General features: G+C 42.8%; 18 protein-coding genes. 11 read left to right on the top strand and 7 right to left on the bottom strand.

Annotated elements, in window-relative coordinates:
• Positions 1-342: 342 nt before the first annotated feature.
• The 3 genes from ACT3S4_RS10645 to ACT3S4_RS10635 all read right to left on the bottom strand — a co-directional run bounded on the left by ACT3S4_RS10645 (position 343) and on the right by ACT3S4_RS10635 (position 3,688).
• Positions 343-780 carry a hypothetical protein gene (locus ACT3S4_RS10645; RefSeq protein WP_060491940.1) on the bottom strand — a complete coding sequence of 146 codons (438 nt, stop codon included), beginning with the start codon at positions 778-780 and terminating at the stop codon, positions 343-345.
• Between the two features lie 180 nt (positions 781-960).
• Complete coding sequence (gene lnt / locus ACT3S4_RS10640; protein ID WP_045445955.1) at positions 961-2,544, bottom strand: apolipoprotein N-acyltransferase; 1,584 nt, start codon at positions 2,542-2,544, stop codon at positions 961-963.
• Between the two features lie 244 nt (positions 2,545-2,788).
• Positions 2,789-3,688 carry a CBS domain-containing protein gene (locus ACT3S4_RS10635; RefSeq protein ID WP_045445952.1) on the bottom strand — a complete coding sequence of 300 codons (900 nt, stop codon included), beginning with the start codon at positions 3,686-3,688 and terminating at the stop codon, positions 2,789-2,791.
• 261 nt (positions 3,689-3,949) lie between these two features.
• On the opposite strand from ACT3S4_RS10635, the gene ACT3S4_RS10630 reads away from it, so the two are divergent.
• Entirely contained in the window at positions 3,950-5,311 is a 1,362-nt protein-coding gene (locus ACT3S4_RS10630) for an Lnb N-terminal periplasmic domain-containing protein (RefSeq protein ID WP_201560909.1), read from the top strand.
• A 79-nt stretch (positions 5,312-5,390) separates the two neighbouring features.
• Here the strand turns inward: ACT3S4_RS10630 and ACT3S4_RS10625 are convergent, their stop codons facing one another.
• Positions 5,391-5,864 (bottom strand): YcgN family cysteine cluster protein, encoded by a 474-nt coding sequence (locus tag ACT3S4_RS10625; RefSeq protein ID WP_444761029.1) that lies wholly within the window; start codon positions 5,862-5,864, stop codon positions 5,391-5,393.
• A 309-nt stretch (positions 5,865-6,173) separates the two neighbouring features.
• Here ACT3S4_RS10625 and ACT3S4_RS10620 point away from each other — a divergent pair, with 309 nt between their 5' ends.
• The 7 genes from ACT3S4_RS10620 (at position 6,174) to ACT3S4_RS10590 (ending at position 14,651) form a co-directional block, all read left to right on the top strand.
• Positions 6,174-6,914 (top strand): dienelactone hydrolase family protein, encoded by a 741-nt coding sequence (locus ACT3S4_RS10620; RefSeq protein ID WP_444761026.1) that lies wholly within the window; start codon positions 6,174-6,176, stop codon positions 6,912-6,914.
• Between the two features lie 331 nt (positions 6,915-7,245).
• Complete coding sequence (locus ACT3S4_RS10615; RefSeq protein ID WP_250163240.1) at positions 7,246-8,037, top strand: SDR family NAD(P)-dependent oxidoreductase; 792 nt, start codon at positions 7,246-7,248, stop codon at positions 8,035-8,037.
• Positions 8,038-8,176: 139 nt separating this feature from the next.
• Positions 8,177-8,647, top strand: a complete 471-nt coding sequence (locus tag ACT3S4_RS10610; protein ID WP_055125326.1) for a hypothetical protein — start codon at positions 8,177-8,179, stop codon at positions 8,645-8,647.
• A 155-nt stretch (positions 8,648-8,802) separates the two neighbouring features.
• A complete protein-coding gene (locus ACT3S4_RS10605; RefSeq protein WP_444761025.1) occupies positions 8,803-11,853 on the top strand; it encodes a DUF2339 domain-containing protein in 3,051 nt (1,016 codons plus the stop codon).
• Between the two features lie 125 nt (positions 11,854-11,978).
• Positions 11,979-12,935: a ribosome biogenesis GTPase YlqF gene (ylqF, locus tag ACT3S4_RS10600; protein WP_444761024.1), complete on the top strand. Its 957-nt coding sequence runs from the start codon at positions 11,979-11,981 to the stop codon at positions 12,933-12,935.
• Between the two features lie 130 nt (positions 12,936-13,065).
• Positions 13,066-14,484: a KAP family P-loop NTPase fold protein gene (locus ACT3S4_RS10595; protein ID WP_444761023.1), complete on the top strand. Its 1,419-nt coding sequence runs from the start codon at positions 13,066-13,068 to the stop codon at positions 14,482-14,484.
• A gap of 11 nt (positions 14,485-14,495) precedes the next feature.
• The gene (locus tag ACT3S4_RS10590; RefSeq protein WP_444761022.1) at positions 14,496-14,651 is read left to right on the top strand and encodes a hypothetical protein; all 156 of its coding nucleotides are present in this window, start codon (positions 14,496-14,498) and stop codon (positions 14,649-14,651) included.
• A 157-nt stretch (positions 14,652-14,808) separates the two neighbouring features.
• Here the strand turns inward: ACT3S4_RS10590 and ACT3S4_RS10585 are convergent, their stop codons facing one another.
• Positions 14,809-15,324, bottom strand: coding sequence for a GlcG/HbpS family heme-binding protein (locus tag ACT3S4_RS10585; RefSeq protein ID WP_444761021.1), 516 nt, complete (start codon positions 15,322-15,324; stop codon positions 14,809-14,811).
• A gap of 391 nt (positions 15,325-15,715) precedes the next feature.
• On the opposite strand from ACT3S4_RS10585, the gene mutY reads away from it, so the two are divergent.
• A complete protein-coding gene (gene mutY / locus ACT3S4_RS10580; protein WP_444761020.1) occupies positions 15,716-16,987 on the top strand; it encodes an A/G-specific adenine glycosylase in 1,272 nt (423 codons plus the stop codon).
• Between the two features lie 53 nt (positions 16,988-17,040).
• A complete protein-coding gene (locus tag ACT3S4_RS10575) occupies positions 17,041-18,330 on the top strand; it encodes a hypothetical protein (protein WP_444761019.1) in 1,290 nt (429 codons plus the stop codon).
• Positions 18,331-18,421: 91 nt separating this feature from the next.
• Here ACT3S4_RS10575 and ACT3S4_RS10570 read toward each other — a convergent pair whose 3' ends face one another.
• On the bottom strand, positions 18,422-19,324 hold the full coding sequence (locus ACT3S4_RS10570; protein ID WP_045452453.1) for an acyl-CoA thioesterase: 903 nt from the start codon (positions 19,322-19,324) through the stop codon (positions 18,422-18,424).
• 678 nt (positions 19,325-20,002) lie between these two features.
• On the bottom strand, positions 20,003-22,891 hold the full coding sequence (gene rapA / locus ACT3S4_RS10565; protein WP_444761018.1) for an RNA polymerase-associated protein RapA: 2,889 nt from the start codon (positions 22,889-22,891) through the stop codon (positions 20,003-20,005).
• A gap of 654 nt (positions 22,892-23,545) precedes the next feature.
• Between rapA and ACT3S4_RS10560 the strand changes: the two genes are divergently transcribed.
• The gene (locus ACT3S4_RS10560) at positions 23,546-25,858 is read left to right on the top strand and encodes a sensor histidine kinase (RefSeq protein ID WP_444761017.1); all 2,313 of its coding nucleotides are present in this window, start codon (positions 23,546-23,548) and stop codon (positions 25,856-25,858) included.
• Positions 25,859-25,908 lie beyond the last annotated feature (50 nt).

The raw sequence follows: 25,908 nt of genomic DNA, 5'->3' as shown, positions 1-25,908 counted from the left end.
ACTTTATTCCTTTAAAGACCACTGTATTAACGACCAAATATATAATTATCCCGACAAGCGGTCATATAGGCGCATCATTGTTTCACTTGGATATAATCAAGTAAAGAAATAATTGGTCAATAATTACACAAATACCCACAAAAAAGCCCGCTATCATTGGCTGAAAGCGGACTTTTATTTTTAGCATCAATGTCAGTGATGACGACGCTGTTGTGCTTATGGTATTACAATAATACTTAGGTTTTAAGCAAAAACACTTAGGCTTTAAGCAAAAATACTTGGACTTTAAGCGAAGCGGTTTGTCGATCCGTACTTTAAAAAAGTAGCATCGACTTACGTATATTACTGTGCGGCTACCGCTTCATCAGTGGTATCACCCGCTTCCAAATCACCGTCTGCTTGCTCAGCCGTTAGATCAGCATCTGCAACCGCAGTTTGACTGACTGTACCAGAAGCAGTTGCAGTACCAGCTTCTGCAGTAACCACAGCGCTATCAGTATCGGTCGCTGGGGTAACGCTTGCGTCTGCAGCAGTATCAGTCGCTGTAGCATCCGCGGCTACAGGTGCTGTTTCAGCTGGCGCAGTGTCTTCAGCAGCAATCGCTTCTGCTTCATCAGCCGCCGCTGAGGTTTCGGTTGTCTCAGCAGTAATGTGCTCGCCTGCTGGACGCAAAAATCCAGAAATACCAATAAGTAAGACGATACCTAAAAATAAGGCAACACCGCCTAAAGCAAATAAGAACTCTTTTTTAGGGTTGTTTTCGACAATATGTTCTGACATACCTTATCCACCTTGCACAAAATATTTAAAATATTGGTCTATTATATCGCAATTCGTACCGATTTGTTAAAACCCTTAAGTATTTAAAGGATTTATTATCAACAAACTTTGCCACTCGCTTTTGTGGTTAATTCTCATAACCCATTCTAGCGATTCATTATGACTTGTAATAATAGCCAGTTATTTTAGCGACTTACCCAAACGCGGTTGCGGCATCCCACGCTTACCAAAGTAGCTCAAGACAAGTAACAGCGTAATGATAAAGAGAATCGGATAATTACCGAAGCTCATAAAAGGTGTATTACCAACCCGCGCCTGAACATCACCGCGCAATACGGTGCGCTCAAACTGCGGTGCACGCTCGACGATACGACCTTTATGATCGATGATCGCGGTCACGCCCGTATTGGTCGCACGCATAAACCAACGCCCATTCTCTAGCGCGCGCATCTGCACCATTTGCAGATGTTGCAATGGACCTGCCGACGTACCAAACCAAGCATCGTTTGAGATGGTCAATAAGAAGTCCGTGCCAATCGCGTTTTTACGAGTGGTATCAGGGTAAGCCACTTCATAACAGACTGCTGAGCCCAAATTATGACCACGTACACGCAGCGGTGATTGGTTGTCACTACCACGACTATAGCTCATGATTTCTTGACTACCAGCAAGGTTTGGCAAGATATCTAACATGCCTTCGAAGGGAATATATTCACCAAATGGTACCAGGCGCTGCTTTTTATACATGCCCTCAGCGTCACTACCTAGCGCAACCACGCTATTATAAAATGGCGGATATTTATCCGTTTTTGGGTCAAAGTTTTCTAAATCTCTATAAGGAATACCTGTTACCCACGTGGTATCTGTTTCTTTGGCCATTTTAACCATTTCACTGATAAAGCCAATCGCTTCATCTTGAAACATAGGAATCGAGGATTCTGGCCATAAGACGATATCGCGATCCCACTCAGTACTTGTCAGAGTTGCATAAATTTTTAGGGTTTCTATTTGATATTCGGTGAGCCATTTTAAATCTTGTGGAATATTACCTTGGATTAAGGACACGGACAAATCAGGTGTGCCTTTTGGTTTCGTCCATTGCGGATTAATCAACCATAACGCGCTGCTAATGACCAACAATGCTATCGACGGAATCATATAGCCGCCACGGCGACGCAATAGCTCAACCAAACTGGCTGCCAATAATACCGCCACAAAAGACACTGCAAAGACGCCAGCAACTGGTGCTAATGACGATAACCAATACTGCTCCGTAAAGGCATAACCGACAAACAACCACGGGAATCCAGTGAACAGCCACGTTTTCAGCCACTCTTGGAGTATCCATAGCGCCGCAAACGACAATGGCTGACGACCGACCATACGGTTGAAAACCAACGCCAAAAAGCCATGGAATAACCCCATGCCTAACCCCATCAGCGCAATCATAATCAGCGCAAGCCACGCTGGCGTATCGCCATAAACATGAATAGAGGTGTATAACCAAAATGCACCAACGCACCAAAGTCCCGTACCATAAGCCTGACCGATAAGAAAAGCACGTTTACCGCTCATATCAGGCATCAATAATGCATATAAAATAGCAGGCGAAACCAATGCTAGTGGCCAAATGCCATAAGGCGCCAGTGCAAATATAAACACCGCACCTGCCAACAACGCAATCAATACCGTCAGCGCTATAGGCAAACCCTTTGGCTTATCAGGGTTCAGGCGTTTTTGTAAATCAACAGTAGACAGGCGCATAGCAGTTATCCAAAACCATATTTTTCAAAATTTTAAGCGTCAACATTCAGATGAAAACCAAGCTGAAGCAGACCGTATTGTGTTTTGTACAGTATCTAAAAGTTAAACCCGCCCATGATACCAGTCTCAACCCATTAATAGGTAACATTGCGTAGCAAATACCCAATAGCAAACACAAAAAAAACACGACCGCAATCGTGTTTTTTTGAGTATATCAAACAATGTTTAGGTCGCTATCGACACATCAATGACTGCCTATCAATATTTGCTGATCAGGATTGATTTTGGTGAGCTCAAGATTTTGGATAAAACGCCCTTCAACATCAGTAATAGTGATTTTCCAATCATCTATCACCACGCTTTCACCTTCCAAATCACCCACATAACCAAGCGCCTGCATGACTAGACCACCCATGGTATCGACATCCGTATCATCAAAATGACTGCCAAGCTCATCATTACAGTCTTCAATCACGGTAGACGCTTGCACACGCCACGTATTTGGTTTTTCAGGATCAGCGACGATGTTATTGATATCACTGTCTTCATCGAAGTCATCATGCTCATCGACGATGTCACCCACAATCTCTTCAAGCAAGTCTTCCATGGTAACGACACCGCCAAAGTTGCCGAATTCATCGACGACAATCGCCATATGTACTTGGGTACGCTGCAATGAGCGTAACAAGGTATCAGAACGTGCCGTCTCACTAATATATAGCGGCTGACGTACCAAATCTCTCAAACGTTTGCTATCGATTTTATCTTCTTGATCGCGCACCATATGCACAAGAATAGGAATCAAATCTTTTGCCAATAAAATGCCAATGACGGCATCATCATCTTGACTGTCAAAGACAGGATAGCGCGAATGGGTGGTCTCAAGGATGATATCCATCACCTCAGCGAGACTGGTGCTTTCGTGTAGCCCAACCACTTGCGGACGCGGAGTCATGATTTCGCGCACTTGTGTCGCAGGCAGATCCAGCACGCCTTCTAACATATCGACGGTATCAGGCTCTAAGAACTGGCGCGAGTCTTGTACCAGACGAATCAATTCGTCACGGGTTTCGGGGGCGGTCGATAGCCAGCGTTTTAAGCCGCGCATCGACCAACTACTCGGGCTGGGAGTGTCGTCAGACATGGTGATGTGATTTAACCTCTTTAGTTAATAACAATTAAAATAATACGTAAAAACAATAATACGTAATAACAGACGTAGATGGGGATGAATACAGCAAATAAAACAGATCTTTGATTATTAAATTATAAATGGAGCAGATCAAAGTAGCTTCACTTTAGCGCAAGGCTCACCGACATTCAACGATAAATTCACTCAAATTGTATTGTCAGTACGTTATAAACTTTGCTATGGTCAAAGCCTTCACACACCAAAGCACACCCTATGTCGCTACGTTCCTTTTTCTCTCGCCTGCTCACGCCGCACTCACATAGCCATCGTTCAGATAACGGCTTGGACACGCTTGAGTCAAATAATCATGGTTCGGATAGACACGGCTTAAAAAATAACACTGCGAATGGTCGCCAACCGACACCTACATGGCGATATTATTTTGTACAGTTTTTCATCATTATTACCTTGCTACTGTCAGCCGTCTGGTTATTGCTGGCGATTTGGTATCAGTTTGGGGCAGGCTCTGCCATCACTTGGTTAGCCGCAATTTTCATTGTTGGTGTACTGACAGCCTTACTGAGCGTTCGCTATTGGCCGAAAATAGCTCAGCGCTTTGATCATAAACAACACAGCAGTAAACCATGGAGCAACGAAGCAACCATAAATAGTAAGTCAGCAAATAAATGGTTAACCGCTTTATATGGCGCTATTTGGTTGGTAGGCGTTGGCTGGTTTTTTTCTATTGAACCCCAACAAGAGCGCGACTGGATGGCTGAGGTAAGTGAAAGAGTCACTTACGAGCGCGATGCAATCAACCCTAATTTAGTGACCCTAACCAATGTACGCAACTTTGATTGGCATACCGACACGGAGGCGACCGAACGCTGGGACACACGTACCATTGATATGTCCAAACTATCTGGCGTCGATGTCACCAATTCTTACTGGATGGGTCCACTGATTGCCCATACTTTGGTCAGTTTTCGTTTTGAAGATGATAGACCGCTTGCTTTCTCATTTGAGATTCGTAAAGAAGAAGGCGAGTCGTTTTCGGCATTAGCAGGGTTTTTTAGACGCTATGAGCTGAGCCTGATTGCCGCAGAAGAGCGCGATATTATTTATACCCGAACGAATGCGCGTGGCGAGCAAGTTTATCTATTTCCCGTTAGTAACTTGCAGCAGCACGAGGTCAAGTCACTATTTGAATCTTACTTAACCGCTGCCGATGAATTGAATACCAAGCCTGCTTGGTATAACACATTACTCAGTAATTGCACCAATATCATTTTTTATATGGCGCGTATCGTCAGTGGTGATCGCCTGCCGTGGGATTATCGTATTTGGGTCTCTGGCTGGCTGCCAAATTATCTATATGATGTCGGTATGCTTGACGCTAATCCAGAAAATACTGGACAGCCTTGGTCAATGGATACATGGTACGAGCGTACCCATATCAACTCAAAGGTTAAAGGATTTGATAATCAAATCAATCTAGAGTCTGGCGTTAATAGCAACGAAAACAGCCGCGAGTTCTCTGAGCAAATTCGTCAGGATATTCCTATCCCGCCATTGGCTGACACGCAAGAAGATGCTGAGGCAAAAGCCAAATCTGCAGCTCAGGCTTCTTATTAAAATCAAGTCGCATTGTACGTTTACCCTGCAATAATACCAACGTCACTGATGTCACTGATTTCAGTAACTCTCAATATTATCAAGGCTTAACCCAGCTGACCACCCGCTCCTCCATCGCTTCATCAGACAGACCAGTTTCAGAAACACAGCGCCCTGCCACGCCAACATTGGCAGCACGCATTTGTTGCTGCGTTACCACTGCATCTTGGGTCAATAACAAATGCCAATTTGGCAAATTTTGTCCTTTATACAAACGCTTATAGGCGCAGTGCGAAGGCAACCACATCATCTGCGGCAGATTGTCCATGGTCAGCTGAATACAGTCTGGCACATGCTCTTGACGCGTGTCATAGTGCTGACAATAACCCGTCGTACAGTCCATTAGCTGGCAAGTCACATCGGTATACTCGACCAACTCTTCATCCACATCGCCATTCTCATCTTCGTCAATATACTTAATCAAACAGCAGCTGCCACAGCCATCACACAACGCTTCCCATTCGCTATGATTGAGTTCTGACAGTGCAAAGCGCGACCAAAAATTCGGACGCAAGGTATCATTGAGCTTACTGTCATGGTCGCTGTTGCTTTCATTACCACTGTCAGGAAATAAGCTCACAGCTGATTTTTCCGTGACTTTTTGCGGCAAAGTTGCGTCAGAGTCGAGATGGGCTGCACAGTTGTCTAACAAGTTTAGTGTCATAAAGGTGCCGTAGCATTTTGATAAAGAGCGTTACAGTATTATAGCTGTTTTTGCCTAGGTTGAGCGTTAAGGTAGTAAAAGTAAGAAAAACGATGTCGCAAAAACACAGACAAATAACCTTTATAACGTACAACTCCTCACATAAAAAAGGATAATAATATGTCAATTAAGACTTTTGAATTAATCAGTACCACCGAAAACGGTGTCCAGCTTATCAGCTATGTGGCATTGCCAGAAAATGCATCTGACGACCATCCTGTTGCGGGAATTTTAGTAGCGCCAGAATGGTGGGGTATCGTTGATCACCCAAAATCAGTGGTCGAGCGCTTGGCAGAAGCAGGTTATGCCGCCGTCGCAATGGACGTCTACGGTGAAGGCAAGCTGACCACCGATGCTGCACAAGCGAATATGTGGATGGAGCAAGTATTAGAAGATCAAGATATGCTGATGGCGCGCTGCCGTTTAATCCTTAATGACTTTAGCGACCAGTTAGCCGTTGATGGTGACAATCTAGCAGCGATTGGCTTTTGCTTCGGCGGTAAGGTCGTGCTTGATATGGCTCGCGAAGGCATGCCATTAAAAGCGGTTGCCACTTTCCATGGCAACCCAACACCAAAACAGCCAGCGGATAAAAACTTCACCGCTAACGTATTGGTTGCTCACGGTCGCGATGATTCAATGGTATCCATGGAAGCAATAGAAGGTCTAAAATCAGAACTAGATGCTGCTGGTGTTGACTATATTATCGATGTTTATGACAACGCTAAGCATGGCTTTACCAACCCACATGCCGATGAGCGCGCTGCTAAAAATGATGTTGATCTTGGCTACAACGAATCTGCTGCCAAGCAAAGCTGGGAAAACATGCTTGAATTTATGGAAAATAACTTAGGTAAATAACTTAGGTAAATAACTTAGGTAAATAACTTAGGTAAATAATCTTTGGATCAGGCATATCAATAGCTGTTTTCAGGTTATTAACACATTATTTATTAACCCCTATCTATTAACCCACTATATAGCAGAGTGCGCCCGGCATAGCAGAGTGCGCCCGGCGCACTCTGCTTTTTTATCGTAAACAAATCCATATTGGTCATTACACACTTACAAAGGCTTACTATTAGTAAGGATTTAAGACGCTAACATGGTTATTGTACAGTCGTGATTTATAAAATCGGTCACACCACTTGCTGATAGCTCTTTAATCACTCACTAATAATAAGGTAAAACCATGAAAACCATCCAACAACTATTCGACTTTCATCATAAAACCATCATTATCAGTGGTGCAGCAGGCGCTATTGGTAGCGAGGCGGCACGGTTTTTAAGCTCATTAGGAGGCAACATTGTCCTCGCTGATTTAAATGAAGATAAAGTGAAGAAAATTGCCGCTGATATCGAAAAAGAAACAGGCAATGCAACCTTAGGTATGAAAACTGACTTTACTGATGAGACGCAAATTGCAGCCTTGGTCGATGCAACTATTGCAAAATTCGGCAAGATTTCTGCAGTAGTCAACAACGTCGGTTGGGGTGCAAATACGCCCTTATGGGAATCTACCACCGAAAAAATGGTCAATGCGTATAAGCTCAACACCTTGGGATCTTATCATTTGACTCGTTTATGTATGCCGTATTTAAAACAAGAAGAAAACGCCTCTGTGGTATTTTCTGGATCCATGGTTGGTAATACACCATCGCCAGAATTTATCGAATACAGCACAGCTAAAGCGGGCTTGCTAAATATGGTAAAAAGTATGGCGGTCGCATCAGGTCCTGAAGTGCGCTTTAACTCACTAATCATCGGTACAGTAGATAATGGTGCTTCCTCTGAAGAAGCCGGTTATACCCAAGAAATGATCGATAATGTGGTCAAAGGTATCGTCCTAAAACGACGTGGCGTGCCAGCAGATATCGCTCAAGCGATGGCGTTTTTGTTAAGTGATGCAGCGTCTTGGATTACTGGTGCCGAACTGACAGTCAATGGCGGCGGTGTTTATAAAAGCAAAATGCCCACCTCATAAACTCAGCCATCACTTTAATCATAAATTTATAAACGATACATACTAGGGCGTGTTGAGCATTCGACCATACTGGGTAGGATTTTATCTACTCAGTATTTTTTATGCATAAACCTATTCGCTTAGACTTGGAACATAAACCATGACAACAACATTAAACGCAAAATTGCTAAAAGGCGCTATGCTTACTGGCGTAATCAATGCCTTCATTAACGGCGGCATACAATACTTCTTCTTAAAAACATACTCATCAATCGCAATATCTGTTGACTCTATTACCAATAATGAAGACACGGTGCTCGGTACCTCCGTTACCTTATCGATTACGTTAGCCATGATTTTGACTATGGTGGCTTATTTTGGTATCAAAGAAAAAAAAGTAGCCTTCTTCCCAACCGCTTTTTGGTTGACGATAAAGCATGGATTTTTCACCTTTGGGGTATTGACCTCTCTTGCTGTACTATGGCAAAAATACGCAGGTACGGTCGAAGTATCTTTGATTTCAGCTTTAATTATTATCGGTGTTATTGCAGGTATCGTCTCAGGTATGGTGAATTATCTAACCCTGCGTGAATGTACATTATCAGAAAGACATAAATTATATGCCGCTTAAACATCTTAGTTTATAAAGCATCAAGGTCAGCTCCATGATCGTGAACGAATAATCTTGGGCTAGCCCGTTTATTTTGATGAGCGCTTTGCTTGTGTTTGCTTTGAAATCGAGTCATCATCAAGCCATCAAATATTGAGTAACGGTGTGGTAGCGCTATGTCTGATATCAGCGGGTTTGTATGGCTTGTTTGTCTAGTAGTGATTATCGTTTTTTACCATAAACTAAAGCGACGCGTTGATCAGCTTCAACAAGACATCACGCAACTGCAAGATGAGTTACAAGCGCAGCAACACCGTGTCAGCTCTATGAATAATAACGCCAATAATGACGTTGATGTTCATACTGAACCAATGGCTCAAACGATAGCTGAGACTCACTCGCCCCAACCTATTATCGAGGAGCTATTTGACTCAGCACCTCCTTTACCTACTGCTACGATTAACCCGAAACCAATCCCTTCTCCAAAAAAACCATCGCCCATAGAGCCGGATGAGCGCTCACTACCTATCGTCACTTCACTCATTCACTCCATCAAAAACTGGTTTTTTGGCGGTAATCTAGTCGTACGCGTTGGCGTGATCGTCTTACTTATCGGTGTGGTGCTACTACTTCGCTTGTTAAGCGACTATATCGAAGTGTCGATAGCATCCAAGCTTTTAGCGATAGGCATCCTCGGTTTAGGTCTGGCAGCATTAGGTCTAAAATTGGCAAAAAATCGCTTTGCTTATGGCATCACCCTACAAGGCGCAGGCTTAGCGATTGCGTATTTAACGACCTTTTTTGCCTATAGCGTTTACCAAGTCTTGCCTAGTTTACCGAGTTTTATTGGGCTTGGGCTATTATCTGCGATTACCATTGCACTCGCCGTGCGTCAAAACGCTTTTCCGCTGGCGTTGTTGGCATTATCGGGTGGTTTTTTTGCGCCTATTTTGACCAGTGAAGACACGGGCAGTTTGGTGATATTGTTTAGTTACTATCTGCTATTGAACGTGACGATTGCGATTATCGCGCATTACCGCCCATGGAAAATACTGAATTTATTCGGTGTCACTGTGACCTTTGGGTTAGCTTACTACTGGGGCATCAGTGAAAATTTGAGCACAGTCATTGAGGCGCAGCGCTGGTCTTTAGTCCTACTGGTCACCTTACATTTACTGCTATATCTGTTTGTCGTCATTCGCTACGCCCAACAAATCATTGTCTACAATACCCTTAATGAAACAGACATCATCCAGACAGATAGCGCAGACAACGTAAAACATCTAGATAGCGTTCACGTAAGAAATAACAGCTATGTATTTCCTATTGATACTGGCTTACTATTTTCAGTGCCGATATTAGCCTTTGGTTTATTTGCGGCATTATTAGATGACATTTCTAACGCCTTAACCATCGCGAGTGCTATTTTAGCCACTGTTTATTTAGGACTTGGCTGGTTGTTTATACAACGTAGCCAGCGTTATGCCTTAATCACCGAAGGTATGCTGGCTTTAGGATTTGGTTTTTTGGCGCTGGTAATACCTTTAGCATTAGATGCTGAATGGATTGCTTTTGGCTGGTCAGTACAAGGACTGGCACTGGTATGGTTTGGACGGCGCTCATTGCGAGCGTGGTCAGTGCTATTCGGTCTTTTATTGCAGCTAATCAGTATCGGCATGCTGATGGTAAAAGTCGTCTTCGCCATTCAAGATTATCCGACATTGGCATTAACCATTTCGGCTATGACTTATCTAGCCACTGTATTTATTTTACGCACGAACAACTCGCCAGCTATGCTAAATGATAGTTTGAACGAAGACTTAAATGATAGCTTAGATAATCATTCAACATATTCTCAAGAGCAAAACGCCACGCCAGATGCGATAGCAACCTATACCAACGCGTTAGGTATTAGCACTCATGCCGCCCAGCAATGGCTAACCTCAATCAATAGCCAAAGCACCGTGTTTAATCTTGTTTGGCACAGCCCTGTATTCATGCGGTTTTTGACCTTTACTGCTATGGCTTGGATGATACAAGTATTGTTGCTTGATTTTAATCAATGGTTTGCCAGTTGGACACTGGCAACGACGACCATGATTGCACTCGCAGCACTGGTCAGCCTTGCCATTTATTGGACAATCAATCGTTATCACTCGTGGATAGAAATCAGACAGCTTAGCCACGGCTTATCGATCGTCTTTTATCTCATGCTCGTCATACAATTGCCGCAAAAATTCGAGTTTCATTTAATATGGCAGACAGCAGATTGGCTACTATTTACTAGTTTAATCGTTGGTTGGTTGATTATCGGACAATCGTGGTTAAAGACGTGGTACGACCATTCCGAGCTGTCACGCTATGATGGCACGAGCTGGCTGGGAGCTAGCATTTTAATCATTGCTGCCGCCGCCCACTATGGACTCGCAGATTCCGCTGGCGTGATGGCTGTCTTGATGCCAGCCATTTTAATATTGGCTGGGCTATGCTTCAGCTATCGTAATTCCGATTATCGTCAGCAAAATAAGCGCACGAATCAGCTATTAAAACAAAGCCCACTATACTGGTTTGATTGGCAACAAGCGCTATTAAGCTGCGCGGCTATCTTTGCGCCCATTGCTTTAAGTTGGGTCATCATTACCAACTGGTTATATGATGGTGTAATTTGGGGTATGTCCTACTTCCCACTACTGAATTTATACGACATTACCTCATGGCTGACGCTATCGGTTGGCTTTAGTCTGTATTACATCAGCCAACGTCGCCACAATGAAACCGTTATCGATTCGAGTGTAGCTGCCAAATCTAAGCGCGTATTCACCACTGAGAATTTGCTAATCATATTGGGACTAATCAGTTTTTGGTTAATCTCCAGCATGTTGGTCAGAACGCTACACGCCTTTATTGGTACGCCACTTTGGGATGACCATCAAGGCGGCGCATGGCAGAGCGAGCAAGTACAAACAGGACTGACGATTTTATGGACGCTCTTGGCATTGGTTGCCACCATCATAGCGAGTCGCTACTGGCAACGCGCGCTTTGGTTTATGGGTATTGGGCTATTGGGTGTCGTCGTCCTTAAACTAGTCTTAGTCGATTTGTCACAAACCGAAGCGATTTGGCGAGTGATATCCTTCCTTGGCGCAGGCAGTTTAATACTATTAATTGGCTATCTCGCTCCATTACCACCCACGCACGAGGAAACAGAAAACCAAAATCAAGCGTAATGACAAAGCTGGTTGGGTGAAATTGTGCCGTGAGCAAGGTGGTTCTGTAGTAAACTGGACACCATTAGAAAGTAAACGTTGATTGTTTTACTTTTAGCATTTTTTATAAAAGGTTATGAAAGCAGATGGATAAGAGAGCAAGTATTCAGTGGTTCCCTGGGCATATGAACAAAGCCCGTAACGAAATCAAAGAAGTCATGCCGCAGATGGATTTGGTCATCGAGGTGATTGACTCGCGTATTCCTTATAGTAGTGAAAACCCAATGGTTGCAGCACTACGCGGCGAAAAACCTGTTATCAAAATCCTAAACAAAGCTGACCTTGCCGATCCTGAATTGACTCAAGCATGGATGGATTATCTCGAGCAGCAAGATGGGGTCAAAGCCATTGCGTGCGATACTGAAAAAGCCAATGATGTAAAACGCATCATCGCCATCTGTAAGCATCTCGTACCCAATAAAGTCGGGACTGGTCGTCAAATCAAAGCGATGATTATGGGTATTCCAAACGTTGGCAAATCAACGCTGATCAATACGCTAGCAGGACGCGCTGTAGCAAAAACAGGCGACGAGCCAGCAGTGACCAAGTCGCAGCAGCTGATTAAGCTCGACGATGACATCATGCTCTATGACACGCCCGGTATGCTATGGCCAAAGGTTGAAAACGAAAACTCTGGCTATCGTTTAGCAGCGACGGGCGGTATCCGTGATACTGCTTTTGACTTCGCTGATGTAGCCAGCTATACCGCTGAGTACCTAATGCAAGCCTATCCTGAGCTGCTAAAAACTCGCTATAAAATTGAAGAGCTGCCAAAGACTGACTGGGAGTTTTTTGAAGTGGCTGGACGTAATCGCGGCTGTGTACGCGCGGGCAACCAAGTCGATACCTACCGTATGTCTGAGATTCTCATTAACGAATTGCGTAGCGCAAAGATTGGTCGTATCACGCTAGAAACACCAGCGATGACTGAAGCTGAAGAAACCGTGGTCGCTGAACAGCGCATCGCTGCTGAAGAAAAGAAGAAGGCGAAAGAGGAAGAAAAGCGCTTACGTCGTTTGAAAACGCGGAAGAATCGGAAGTAGGGTTTACCTAAAGGCTTATTACTCAAAAAACTATTGCATATATAAAAGCCCTTATGGGCTTTTTTTATGTCTGTATTCTCTTTATAACATCAGTATCGTATATCTAAAATATAAATATAGAGAATGAGTAATGACAGATTATAACGTAATGAAAGATTTCACTTTTGGTAGTAGAGATGAATTCACACGTGAGCCTATCGCCGAAAAAATCATCAAGCTATTAGATTCTGCAATTGATGTTTCTCCAATGATTATTGATGGTAAATGGGGTACAGGTAAAACCGAATTTTGCTTTAAACTCAAAAATCTAATTGAAGCAGATAATCTCAATAATTACAAAGTTGGCTACGTGAACGCCTTTCAAGCTGACCACGCTAACGAGCCGCTTTTAACACTTATAGCTGAGGTGGCTGGATTCTATGGTGAGGACGATGATAGGCGAAAAAGCTTTATCAAAAATGCTATTCCCTATTTACGTTTAGTCTCAGGTATAGGTATCAAGGCAATAGCGAGCTTGGCATTTGGCAAATACGCAGCAGATATTCCTGACGAATTTCAAGAAGGTATGGAAGCTATAGAAGAGGGTTCAGACTCATTTATTGACCAATCTCTTGAGTCGATAATAAAAGACCAAGTAGAAGCGGAGAAAAATTTAGCTGACTTGAAAGCTGCTCTTGTTTCGATATCAACAAAAACCCCTATCATTCTCCTCATTGATGAACTTGATCGTTGTCGGCCAGATTTTGCAGTGATGATGCTTGAAACTATCAAGCATGTTTTTGATGTTAAAAATGTGCAGATTATTTTAATTACTAATGCTGATCAGCTCAAAGCAACTATAAAACATAGTTATGGCAGTGAGACCAACTCTCATGATTACCTATATAAATTCTTTAAATATCAGATTAACTTGCCAACTGCTACCAAAGGTACTGAGGGTAAATCAGTTGAAAATAATGTTACTCACTTTAAAACGATTGTACAAGCTAGTAATGTTATCCCTCAAGAATTTAAAGATAATGAATTTATATATGAAATTCCAACCTTCTTGGATCTCAGTGAATTATCACTTCGTAAAATTGAACAAACTGTTCGTTGTATAGAAACTCTAATAATTTTTGAAGACAAAGAACAAAGTAAGTCACAGATTGTTGAGCAAATTCTGATGGTTTTCCTATCCTTTGTCTATATGATTGATGAAGGAACATTTCAGGAGATAAACAATAAAGAAATTGATGACGTTAAGTTTTTACACTTTACTAATGCATCTCAGCTCAATGTCTCAGAGTATAGCTCAGTGGAGGAGCTGGGATTAAGGGATATAATTTCCATTATTTTTAACAAATACTTTGGGCAAGAATGTTTGTACTTGCCTACAGGCCATTTTGATCGCCAACGTGCGGCTCAGAAATTAAGTGAAATCCTAGATATTTATAAGTTTAGTGCAGAAACAGATTATTTAATAAAATTTAAAGACAATAACTCTTATATCTATAAATACATCGATCATACTATCAACAACCTCTTACTTTTCGACATAGTTAAGTAGTTATTTTTATTATGTTATTTAATAGCATCACGTTAGAGAACCCAGCAATGACCGAAACGGAAAAAATCGTCGTCGCTGAGCAGCGCTTAGCAGCAGAAGAAAAAAGAATCGCCAAAGAAGAAGAGAAGCGCTTACGTCGTTTGAAAACGCGGAAGAATCGGAAGTAAATCGATAACCCTTTTTGTCTATAATGTTAGCTGTATAAAATTATTTTAGAGCTCATGCAAAAAAAGCCCCTAAGGGCTTTTTTTTATGTCTACTGCTAGCGAGATATCGAAGTTATTCGATGATATCTAAATCATTTAGCAATATCTAAGCCATCAACTACTTCTGTTTAGGCATGACTTTTTCGATAGCTTTCAACGCACAAGCTTCATCTTGTACTGCACCGCCTGCGCCGCCCGCTGCAATAGCGCCAATCACATCATTGCCAAATTTTAATGGTACACCACCGCCAATCAGCAATAAATCATTTACCGTATTCAGGTTATTTGAGTCTGGATTAGCGCGAGCATTATCCGCCAAAGTGCGTGAAGGCGTCTTGGTAGATAATGCCGTAAATGCCTTGCGAACAGCAGCATCAGTATTGTGCGGACCAACGTTATCATCACGCTGTAGCGCGATTAAATTGCCAGCACGATCAACAACTGCGACCACGGCAGATTTGCCCTCTGCGTGACAGGCTGCCATGGTGGCATCGATTAATTCATTGGCCAACTCTAAAGAAACATTGGGCTGTTGTAATACTAGATTTGGTTTGGCGGCCATAACGTTGGCTGAACAGCCAATGACTGCTAGCGCCAATATTGCTTTAGATAAGTAGTTCGACATTAACTTCATAAAGAGTCCTAAATATTACTCATACATGTGAGCGTTTGTTTGAAATGATGCTTAGTGAGCTTTAATAAGCGTATTTGATGAAACCAGACAATGAGTTATCGTTAACTCAAAGGTGCTCTTGCGACCCTAGCGAGAATGAGAGTCATAATCTTGCAAAAAGCACAACAATGATAAGTTAATTTTTCTACAAAATTCACTTAATTTTGTAAGATTTACTTTATAAATTTGCAACTCTACATTAAGTTTTCTGTTACATACTCTGTTTTTTAACACTCATACTCAAAAGACGCTTACATCGTGGTAATCTCAAACAGCGCACGACAGCAATATCAACTTACTTCTCTCAAAAATCGGTTATAATTCATACACTAATATGCCACAAATTGATGATATGACTCAGCTTACCCCCACTGCAAACCTCACAACGATAGAAAACACTTTTACTCAATACTCTACTTCTCTCGATTCGTTCGCCCCGCGCCTACTCGATTGGTTCGCCGAAAACGGTCGCCATGACCTACCTTGGCAGCAGCACCAAACCGACGCGCCCAATCCTTATATCGTCTGGCTATCCGAAGTCATGCTCCAGCAAACGCAAGTAACGACGGTACTGCCCTACTTTGCCCGTTTTATGGCGTCGTTTCCAACGGTACAAGATTTAGCAGCCGCAGAATGGGATACGATTGCGGAGCATTGGGCAGGACTTGGTTATTATGCGCGTGCGCGTAATTTGCATAAAGGCGCGAAACAACTGGTCGAAGTCATTGATGAGACGGGCGACTTTCCGCAGACGCTAGCAGGGTGGGAAGCCATATCTGGCGTCGGGCCATCAACTGCTGGCGCGATTATGGCGATGGGACTGCATCGTTATGGCGTCATTTGTGATGGCAATGTCAAACGTGTCTTGACGCGTTGGGCAGCGATTGACGGTGATATCACCAAGTCTGCCACCACCAAAGAACTATGGGCATTGGCAGAGCGTTTGACCCCAATAGAGAATTCAGGGTTATTCGCACAAGCGATGATGGATATGGGCGCGACGTTATGTACGCGTAGCAAACCTGCCTGCCTATTATGTCCTCTTCAAAAGGACTGCTTGGCACATGCTGAGGGGCGCGAAACGGATTATCCAGTCAAAGCAAAAAAGCAGCCCAAGCCCAGCAAGTTTAGCAATGCGTTATTGATTGAAGATATTGATGGCAGAATACTATGGCTACAACGCCCTGACAATGGCATTTGGGGCGGACTGTGGAGTGTACCTTTACAGTTTGTAGAAAAAACCGCAGGCAAAGTGAATACTAAAACTGCCGCAGAAAAGACGACTGAAATTGACGATACATCATTAAAAGTGACCAGTAATGAAAAAGTATATGAAGCAGAATTTACCACTGCCGAGCAAATTATCAACGAGTGGTTAGATAAGCATAAATTGGCAGCAAAAGCAGTCAGTAAAACTTTATTAGACGATGCTCCTATTAAGCATTCACTGACCCATTTTCATTGGTATTTGACACCGCGTAAATTAACGATTGACGCTAAGCAAATAAACGAGCTGAATGAGAAATTGTCAGCGGCTGAAATAGCATTTAAATGGTTGACACAACAAAAAGCGCAAGACAGTTTAGGACTGCCTCGCGCTATGGAAAAAATCATCGAGCGTTAAAATCAGTTTTATTAACTAATATTCTATATTTAACTATTTATTGAAGGTAATTTATGAACAAACCTAAAAAAATTCAAGATAATCCTTCAATTGCCAAAATAACAAATCAAATGGAAAGTATAGAGACTCTATATAAGATATCTCCAATTCTAAAAATATTTTTTCCGAAGATAAGTAAGGCTTTTGATAGTTTCCCTGAAATTAAAAATCAAGCCAAAATCTTTGAAGTACCTGATAAATTTAACAAGCGATTTTCAGAATTGGGTTGGGTTGCTTATGAATCAATGAGCTTAGAAATTATGAAGGAAGCTATTGCTAAATATGATACTGAAGGTGTAAAAGTCGCTGAGCAGTTTCTTACTGATTCATATGATGCCGATTGTCTAAAATGGGGAGTACTTAGGTTACAAGGTAATCAAGAATTTCGACGTCGTATCCGACTTATTGAACTTGCAAAAGAAGATTACTTAGCAAAACGCTATCATGCCTGTATTCCTCTACTACTTAGCTTGCTTGATGGTATTGTGAATGACATTTCAAAGCATGTTGGTTTTTTCGCCGACTCAGCAAACATGACGGTATGGGATTCTATGGCTGCACATGAGACAGGGTTGCAAGTAGTAGCATCTCTATTCACTAAAAGTAGAAATAAAACTAGTGAAGAAGCTCTTACTATTCCTTATAGACATGGGATCCTCCACGGTAGAGAGTTAGCTTTTGATAATAAATTAGTAGCAGCAAAAGTTTGGGCAGCACTTTTTGCGACTAGAGATTGGGCAGATGCATTAATAAGTGCTAAAAGTTCTGATTCAATAGAAGAAAAAGGTTGGCAAGAAGTTTTAAGTGATTTTTCAGACACCCAGCGACAAAAGAAGCTAATAGAAAGCTGGAAACCACGTTCAAAAGAAAATGTTACTTATCTGCCTTATATAGGCAAAGCAGAGGAATTGCCTTTAAATACTCCAGAGCGAGCAGTAGCAGAATTTATAGAGAACTGGATAACTAGAAGGTATGGGCTATTAGCAGAATCACTTGTATATTTTGTCGATAAATCTAAAGGGAGAAAAGCAGGATTAACTAAAGAAGACTTTGGAAGACATATACCTTTAGCATATAAAATAGTATCAATTGAAGACAAGGCTGCAGCTATCACTTTAGTAACGGTGGAACTAGAATTCGAAAGCGGTGACCAAAAGATTATCAAAGAAATTAGCGTGTCTACTAATTATCAAGACAACGAAAATAATATACTAGTAAGAACAGAAGATAATGGTCATTGGAAAATCATGCAAAACTCTTTCACTAATATTCTGTATGCTCCTTCTCTTTTTAAAGAAATTTAAAACTAATGTCTATCCCAAAATTGAAAAAAGCGACTTAACATCATGCTAAGTCGCTTTTTTTATTTAACGCTCTTTATAACTATCATTAGCGCTAAGACTTTGGCACACGTAAACGCATCAGACCTTCTTGCTGTACCGTAGCAACCAGCTTACCATCTTGCCAAAACTGCCCATGGTTTAAGCCCTTGGCATTAGACGTGGTATCACTCCACATGTCGTATAGCATCCAACCGTTTAAATCAAAATTACGATGAAAATGCATCGAGTGATCGATACTGGCCGCTTGCAAGCCGCTGGTCATAAAGCTAACACCATGTGACATCAGCCCTGTACCAACCAGATAAAAATCGGACGAAAATGCCAATAGCGCTTGTTGAATCGCAACAGGTTGATTGCCCAATTCGCGGATACGCAACCAGTTCGCCTGCTTCGGTTTCATTGGCTCTGGATGAATCGGATCACGCGGTTTAACGGGTTTAATTTCGACATGGCGACGCCGCATAAAACGGGCTTTGAGTGCGTCTGGGACTTTTCCGACATACTCTTCTTTTAAATCTTGCTCAGCCAGTAAATCCTCTGGTGGCGGATAGACGGGCATGTCTTCTTGATACTCTAAACCCTCTTCCATCGGCGAAAACGAGGCTATCATTGAAAATATTACTTGCTCAATGGGCGCTTTACCACGCACTTCTTTATACTGAATCGCCGTCACTTCACGCGCAGACAGACTACGACCGTCACGCAAGCGGCGCACCTGATAAATCACTGGCTGCGTGATATCACCACCGCGCAAAAAATAGCCGTGCAGTGAATGACAGGGTTTGTCTTTGTCCAGTGTATGCGCCGCTGCCATGATGGCTTGGGCGAGCACTTGTCCACCAAAAATACGACTGCCAACATAGTCATGGCTCTTACCCTCAAAGACATCGGGGGTCACTTCAATAAGCGCTACAGTAGCTAGCAGCTCATCAATCAATTGCGAATAATCGGACATGACGGTATGTTTCCTTATTTTTATCAAAAACGCTAAGCATCTGAAAATACGCACCCAACGATATCAATATCATATCGCGAAAGACAAAAGATACTTTGCATTTGAATGTAAAATAATATGAAATCACTTGCTAAAAATGCACAAGAGAGATTTAACACGAAAATTTTAGCGCAAAAAACACGGTCATAGCAGCGCTATCACCAGCATTTATTATATAGTTGTTTCAGCTTAAAAGAAGTACAAAGCCATCGAGTACAAAGGTATATGTGATACTTCACACGAGATGCGCTCACCCTTTTATAGCGAATGGGCTATAAATCGAAAAGATAAACATCTTACCCAATATCGATGGCTTTGACTAGAGAGCGACGCTCACTTGGCAATATCATGTTGATATTTTTGCTTAACATGCCTTAAGGCGCGCTCTAGGGCGTGTCCTCATTTTAAAAATGGTCATAAAAATGAGATAAATTGTCGTCAAACAAGGAAAGTAGCGCAAATAATATCGAGATATTGATAAGCTATTTGACGATGTTTGGCAAAATTTAGCCATTTTTAGCCTTTTTTAGCCCATTTAGAAGATAATCGATTGAATTGAGGACACGCCCTAATATAAACGATATTAATCATAAAAAAACGAGATGCTATTAAACATCTCGTTCTTTTGATCATTTACATTTATGGCTTCACTGCCACTAACACACGGATGGAGTCTGGGACTAATAACAGACTACCTAGTGCTTGCTCACCTTGGGCTTTTAGCTGCTCCAAGCGCTCAATTTCGGCAGGGCGTACATTAGGATTAATCGTTTGTAGATGCTTTAGGCGTTTGATTTCACGTGACCACTGCTGGCTAAAACGGGCACTGGCTTGTTCGCCAATCTCAGCAAGCTGCTGACGGGCAATCTCTTCCGCTTCATAATAACGCTGCTCAATCACATCACCGCGTACTTTAATGACTTGGCGAGCACGGTTTTTATCCAGACGCTCAATATGCGGCATAATCATCTCCGCACTGATACGCGAGGACAAATCACTGCCTTGCTCACTGATAAATACACGGATATTTTGCGTGGTCAGCGTCGCGGGTAAATTGAGTAACCTTGGCGCAATGGCTTCAACGCGGAAATTCACTTCGAGCAGCACCATACCTTGTGGTACAGCAGAACTTTTTAGCATCGCCACCGTGGTATTACCAAAGGTGCTGGTACTCGCCAACTCATAAATCGCGCGCATCAATGGATGTTCGTGAGTGATAAATTCGATATCTTCACGCTGTAGTGCTTGCTCACGCTCGAATGTCAACGTCATACCGTCTTCGTCACCGAGTGGCAGACCATCGATATAATCACTAATTTCAGTGCTGTCAATCGGAGCAATCACCCACGAGCCATCGCGCTGGATATTGTGATCGATATTGGCTGAGGCAAAAAAGCGCTCAATAAACTGCGGCAATAGATTATGACTATCAAAATCGCGCATGGCGTCAGCGATACGTTTGGCAACACGTGGGCGACACGAGTTGTATTCTAATAGGCGATCACGACCCGCTTGTAGCTGTGCCTCTAACCCCAATCGCGTCTGTTTCGCTTCTTCGATGATATCTTGTAGTATCGCACGGTTCTCGTCAGTATCCGCGCCTTCAAGCATGGGCTTTAGCTCTTGGATATACTGCTCTTGCACGCTCTGCGCCGTTGGAGAGATTTGATTAAACATATTCAACGCGTCGTGATACCATTTATACAGACGCTCTTGTGCTGTGCCTTGTACATAAGGCACATGGAGCATAATTTGCTGCGTTTGTCCGATACGATCTAGGCGACCAATACGCTGCTCTAAGGTATCTGGATTGGCTGGCAAATCCCACAATATCAGCTGGCTGGCAAACTGGAAGTTACGACCTTCCGAACCAATCTCCGAGCACAACAATATCTGAGCGCCTTCGCTATCGGCAAAAAACGCCGCTGCTTGGTCACGCTCAAGTAAGGTCATCTGCTCAGTAAAGATAGCGGTTTTAATACCAGCATGTAAGCGTAATACCGCCTCCAAGCTCTCAACCGTCGCGCCACTACGGGCAATCAACAGCACTTTTTTGTGCTTAAGCTCGCCGCGCAAAATATCAATCAACCAAGGCACGCGTGGGTCATCTTCTAGCCAGCCGCCATCAGGTTGGTTTTCTTCGCCCCATAGCTGCTCACGCAATTTACCATTGGTTTGATAGCTGTCTTTCCATGCGGCAGGTAATGCCAATGGGTACGGCTGGCTGCTACGACCATAGAACCCTTTCACACTTTCACGGGTATTACGGAATAGAATACGACCTGTACCATGACGATCTAATAGCTCGTTGAGCGCATAAGTACGCAATTTTTCGTCATCATTAATCGTTGCCAACTCATCAAGACTGATGTCTAACAAGCTGCTTAAAGCGGCAATTTGACTGTCGCTTAATGGCTTATCTTCTATCAATACACCAGCGACAGCAGCCGTTTCAGCAAAGGCTTCTTGACCATCAATAAACTCATCCAAATCATCAAAGCGATCCGGATCGAGCAAACGCAAACGAGCAAAGTGACTTTGTGCCCCAAGCTGCTCTGGCGTCGCTGTCAATAGCATGACCCCTGGCGTTTCTTCAGCAAAATCAGCAATCAAGTCATATTTATCATTGCCGCCTTGCGCCTCATCCCAATGCAGGTGATGCGCCTCATCAACCACCAATAAATCAAACCCTGCATCCATCGCTTGGTCGTACAAATCAGGGTGATCGAGTAATAAATCCATACCCGCAATGATACATTGCTCAGTGGCAAAGACGTTTTGCTCAGGATCGTGTTCTTTAATGGCTGCTGCACGTACCAAATCAAATAAGGCAAAATTTAGATTAAAACGACGACGCAGCTCAATCATCCACTGATATTGCAAACTATCTGGTACAAGAATGAGTACACGCTCAGCTTTGAATGTCAACAACTGTTGATTAATAATCAAACCCGCTTCGATGGTTTTGCCCAAACCAACTTCGTCAGCAAGCAACACACGCGGTGCGATACGTTTGCCAACTTCATGAGCGATATAGAGCTGATGCTCAATGATATCGACACGCGCACCCATCAAGCCTTTAAGCGGATGACCCGCTAGCGCCGACTGCATACGCAAGATATCTTGACGCAGCTCATACCAATCACCACGCTCAATCCGACCAGCCAGCAGACGCTCAAGCGGCTTAGCAAGCGTAATATTGGCAGCAAGACGGGTTTCCATAATGCCTCGTTCATGCTCATCGACACTGTATTTGAGTACACCCATCACTTCTTCGACCGCGGTTACGGTATAGCTTTTACCCGCTTGATCAGAAATACTATCGCCGACTTTAAACACCACGCGTGATAATGGCGCGGAGTTTTTGGCGTAGACGCGCGTCTCTTCACTTTGTGGAAATAGAATGTGCACACATCGGTCATCTACATCGATGACCACACCCAAGCCCAGCTCGGACTCCGTATCAGATAAATAACGTTGACCAACGGCAAATTCAGTATTGTGCAATGAAGCGATAGAGATAGTCATAGGGCGATGTCTTTTGTACTCAGATAATAGGAAAAAATAGATAGCTCATAATGAGAGTTGCTAGCGTGAATCACTAGCGCGATGTCATTACTTAATAGTCTGAGAGGTCGCCGGCCATACCGGCAGCGTCAGCTCATTAGCTAGGTCGCAAGATAAAGCCGACCATTATATAACGTTAGCAGCTAGATGAGTGCGCTAAGTTGACTTTTCAAGAGCAGATTATTGCAAGATTATATCAACGCCAAGCATAAGTTGGTCATATAAAACAATAAGATAACGACTCGCAAGTAAAGAAAAAATATTGTCATTATAAAATTGATTCTGTATTGTTAAGAAATGCAATAAAACATTTCTTCTTTCTTACCTGACTTATTCAAACTCACGTCTACCCATACTCTTTTGCCGCCTAGTATTCATGATTAATTATCCTTCAGGGTTTACGGGCACAGTATGGCCTTTTATAGTCCTTTAAGTTATAAAACTATCAATAGTTAAGTCGGTTAAGTTATGAGAGTAAAGTTATAGTTTTAATTTTTTGCCATATGTACAGACCATTTTAATTAAGATTACGCATTACCACCTAATTGATTGCCACCAATACCTAGCATTGGCACTCTTCTTCGTGGTCACTATTATCCAAGGACTATCACCATCATGAGTGCCTCCAAAAAAGTTGGCTTTTTTAATCAAGTCAGTACCCAAGTAACCACTATTTTATTTATTGCTTTTGCGGTCGTACTGGCGGTCGTCGTTTATGTTGTTGATAAAGAGGGCTATGAGAAAATTCGCCTTGAATCTGCAAAATTGGTGGCTGAACGTGGCAATACCGCGGTAAATAGTATTTCAGCCGATATCAATCGGGTAATGCGTAGTGCCTTGCTACTACAGCAAAGCGCGCAAACCTTGCCCACAGAAGAGGCGATTTTACAAACCAGTACTGCCAATGCCTTTGATAAGCGTGATTATAACTTACTGGGTAGTGGTGGCATTTGGCCTGAAAAAGGTGCACTTGGGGCAAATACCGCGACCCATCCATTTTTGATGGTGCGTCAAAACGGTGATTATCAAGCGGTGTTGAGCGATCCAAATCCTACCAATCCTTATTATCAAGAAGATTGGTTTAGCGTCTTAAAGTTGCTCAAACCTGAGAGCTGTATTTGGAACCATGTACGCGCCAGCCAAACCAAAGGCGAGCTTGCGATGAGCTGCGGTGTGGCAATCGAGCGTGACAATCAGTTTTGGGGTGCCAGTACGGTTAACTTTACGCTGAATCAGCTACAAGAGAACATCGTCAAGTTAAGCGAAAGCTCAGGCTCAGGCTACATTCTACTCTTGGATAATAGTGACAAGGTGATCGCCTCCTCTAACCCTGAACGCTTAAGCTATATTGATGAGAAAACGGGTACGCCGCTTGATATCAAACAAGTCATCAACTCAGACCCTGCTTGGCAACCCGTGCTTGATTTCTTAGATGTCCAACGTAATGAGATCATCGAACAAGTCGCCGCCAGCGTCTCACCACAAGTTCAGCAGGTACTGACCACGCTTGATAAAGCTGAAACTGGTACGGCAAAAGGTTATTATCTTGTTAACTACGCTGCTTACCTAAATAATGGTAAAAACAAGCAAAACGCCATGGACAGCCGCTTATTACAGAGCTTTGAGCTGGCAAAAGACAGTTACTATAACGGCAGTCAAGCCTATGTGTTTGAGATTCCTGAGACTTATTGGAAGCTGATCGTTGTCCAACCTGATGCTGAAATTAACGCCATTGCAGATAATCTCAGTGAAAACTTGGTTAACTGGATTGCATTAGCGCTACTTATCACAGCGGGCGTCATTTACTTCATGCTGACTTTCTTAGCATTCAAACCCTTGAAAGAAACCACTGATAAAATCTCTGAAGCGGAAAACTTAATTAATAATAAGCAATACAATAAGCTGAGCGAGGTTAAATTCGCAGAAGGTCGCAACGAGATTGGACTGGTGAACGGCTCTATTAATGACCTACTAGGCCGAATCCAGTCTAACGAAGGTAAGCTTGCCAACATTAACCAACAGCTAGAGATTAAAGTCGAAGAACGTACTGCTGAGCTACAAGAAACGCTAAAAGAGCTGAAAAATTCGCAGTTGCAATTGATTCGTTCAGAAAAAATGGCAACGTTGGGACAAATGGTGGCAGGCGTTGCTCATGAAGTGAACACACCTTTATCATACGTGCAAAATAACCTTGAAATTATTGGCCAGTTAACTGAGCAATACGAAGAGCTGATTGAATTGGTACAAGGATTAAAAAGCGTTAAAACTGACGCGGCGGCTGATGGAAAAATTGACAAGCTATTGGCGGATATTATCCGTGCTTCTGATGAAATCCAAGAAGATGACCTATCAGCTGAATTAAAAGAGCTGATTAAAGATTCGTTATTTGGCGTCGAGCAAATCACTGAAATGGTACTAAATCTACGTAACTTTGCCCGTCTTGATGAGTCAAAAGTGAAAACCATCGATGTGCGCGAATGTATCGAAGCCTCGCTTAAAATCGCTGGCAACTCCATTAGACATCAAGAGATTGTGACTGATTTTGCGCCCACGCCTGAAGTGAAATGCTCACCGTCGCAAATTAACCAAGTCTTGGTCAATCTACTGAACAATGCCGCGCAAGCTATGGGAGAAAAACCTGATGGCAAAATCGAAGTGCGCACCCGTGCCGATGATCACAATGTTTATATTGATGTGATCGACAACGGTAAAGGTATGAGTCCAGAAGTTCTCAATCAAATCTTTGAGCCGTTCTTTACGACCAAAGGCGCAGGCGAAGGCACAGGTCTTGGTATGGCAATCAGCCAGCAAATTATGGAGCAACATAATGGCGATATCAAAGTCGTATCGACCGAAGGCGTTGGCACCACATTTACGTTAATACTGCCGATTAATAATAACTTAACAGAGCAAAACCTAGTCGCGTAAGCGCTGGGTCAGCTGTCCTGTTATGTAGAACATATTTAGATATTTAACGA

This window comes from Psychrobacter sp. AOP30-A2-5 (genome assembly GCF_052378115.1).
Lineage (GTDB): Bacteria > Pseudomonadota > Gammaproteobacteria > Pseudomonadales > Moraxellaceae > Psychrobacter.
The sequence above is the reverse complement of the archived record's forward strand: the minus strand, read 5'-3'. Positions and strand labels throughout refer to the sequence as shown.